2 protein-coding genes are annotated in these 1,665 nt (G+C 72.7%); both read left to right on the top strand.

Features of this window, described 5'->3' with window-relative positions:
• The coding region (locus AB8Z36_RS39695) for an Rv1733c family protein (protein WP_369218217.1) at positions 1-523 on the top strand (523 nt) is incomplete at its 5' end.
• A 224-nt stretch (positions 524-747) separates the two neighbouring features.
• Positions 748-1,665: Glu/Leu/Phe/Val dehydrogenase dimerization domain-containing protein (locus AB8Z36_RS39690; RefSeq protein ID WP_369218216.1), on the top strand; the 918-nt coding region annotated here is incomplete at its 3' end.

Here is a 1,665-nt window from a genome sequence, read left to right as displayed (position 1 = left end):
CGTCCGGGGCTGGACGGCACTGGCGCTGCTGCTGCTCGTACCCGTGCTCGGTCCGCTCGCCGCGTTCTTCGCCGGGGACGCCGCCCACGGGCACTACCGCGCGACCGCCGCACAGCAGGCGCGGTCCCGGCACCCGGTCACCGCCACCCTCACCCACGACGCCCCACGCCACCCGGAGGCCGGTTCCGCCGAGGCGGCGAAGGCCCGTTACCCGGTCACCGTCCGCTACACCGCCCCGGACGGGCGGCCACGTACCGCGGAGACCGAGGTGCCGCCGGGGCTGAGCCGGGGCAGCACCGTCGACGTCTGGGCGGAGCCGGGCGGCGCGATGGCCGAGGCGCCGTTGTCCGCCGCGGAGATCCGCAGCCGCGCCCTCGGCTGGGCGATGCTCGCCTTCGTGACTGTCGCTCTCGCCGGATTCGGCGCCTACGGTGCCACCGCGCTGGCCCTGCACCGGCGCAACCTCGCCGAGTGGGACCTCCGGTGGGCCCGGACCGCGCCGCGCTGGAGCACTTCACGCTGACCCGGCCGCGCGGCCCGGCAACGCCCCGGCCGTGGTCGGCGGCCCGGGTCTCGCAATGTGGTCGCACCCTGGACCCGCGGGCCGGTCCGTGTGTTTACATGCGCGTAACACCTGTTGAGTGTCCCGCGCGCGGCAACGGCGCCGAGCGTCCCGACCGGGCTGTACCGGAGTGAGCCGCGCCCCGTACCGGATCGCCGGTGCCAGCCGTGCCAGAAAGGCCTGCCTTGACCACGCGATCCGATACGAAGACCACGCTCGCGCAGCTCCTCACGGAGATCGAACACCGCAACCCGGCCCAGCCGGAGTTCCTGCAGGCCGCGCACGAGGTCCTGGAGACGTTGGAGCCGGTCGTCGCGGCCCGCCCCGAGTACGCCGAACCCGGCCTCATCGAGCGGCTGTGCGAGCCGGAGCGGCAGGTCGTCTTCCGGGTGCCGTGGCAGGACGACCGGGGCCGCGTCCACGTCAACCGCGGTTTCCGGGTGGAGTTCAACAGCGCGCTCGGCCCGTACAAGGGCGGCCTGCGCTTCCACCCGTCGGTGAACCTCGGCGTCATCAAGTTCCTGGGCTTCGAGCAGATCTTCAAGAACGCGCTGACCGGTCTCGGCATCGGCGGCGGCAAGGGCGGCAGCGACTTCGAGCCGCACGGCCGCAGTGACGCTGAAGTCATGCGTTTCTGCCAGTCGTTCATGACGGAGCTGTACCGGCACATCGGCGAGCACACGGACGTGCCCGCGGGGGACATCGGCGTCGGCGGCCGGGAGATCGGCTACCTCTTCGGCCAGTACCGGCGCATCACCAACCGCTGGGAGGCCGGAGTCCTGACCGGCAAGGGCAGCGGCTGGGGCGGCTCGCTGATCCGCCCGGAGGCCACCGGGTACGGCAACGTCCTCTTCGCCGCGGCGATGCTGCGCGAGCGCGGCGAGGACCTGGAGGGCCGCACGGCGGTCGTCTCCGGCTCGGGCAACGTGGCCATCTACACCATCGAGAAGCTGGCCGCTCTCGGCGCCAACGCCGTGACCTGCTCGGACTCCTCCGGTTATGTGGTGGACGAGAAGGGCATCGACCTCGAACTCCTCAAGCGGGTCAAGGAGGTCGAGCGCGGCCGTGTGGACAGCTACGCCGAACGCCGGGGCGCCTCCGCC

It is taken from the genome of Streptomyces flavofungini (assembly GCF_041028215.1).
GTDB lineage: Bacteria > Actinomycetota > Actinomycetes > Streptomycetales > Streptomycetaceae > Streptomyces > Streptomyces flavofungini_B.
Note: the sequence above shows the minus strand (reverse complement) of the source record. Positions and strands in the feature narration are given on the sequence as shown.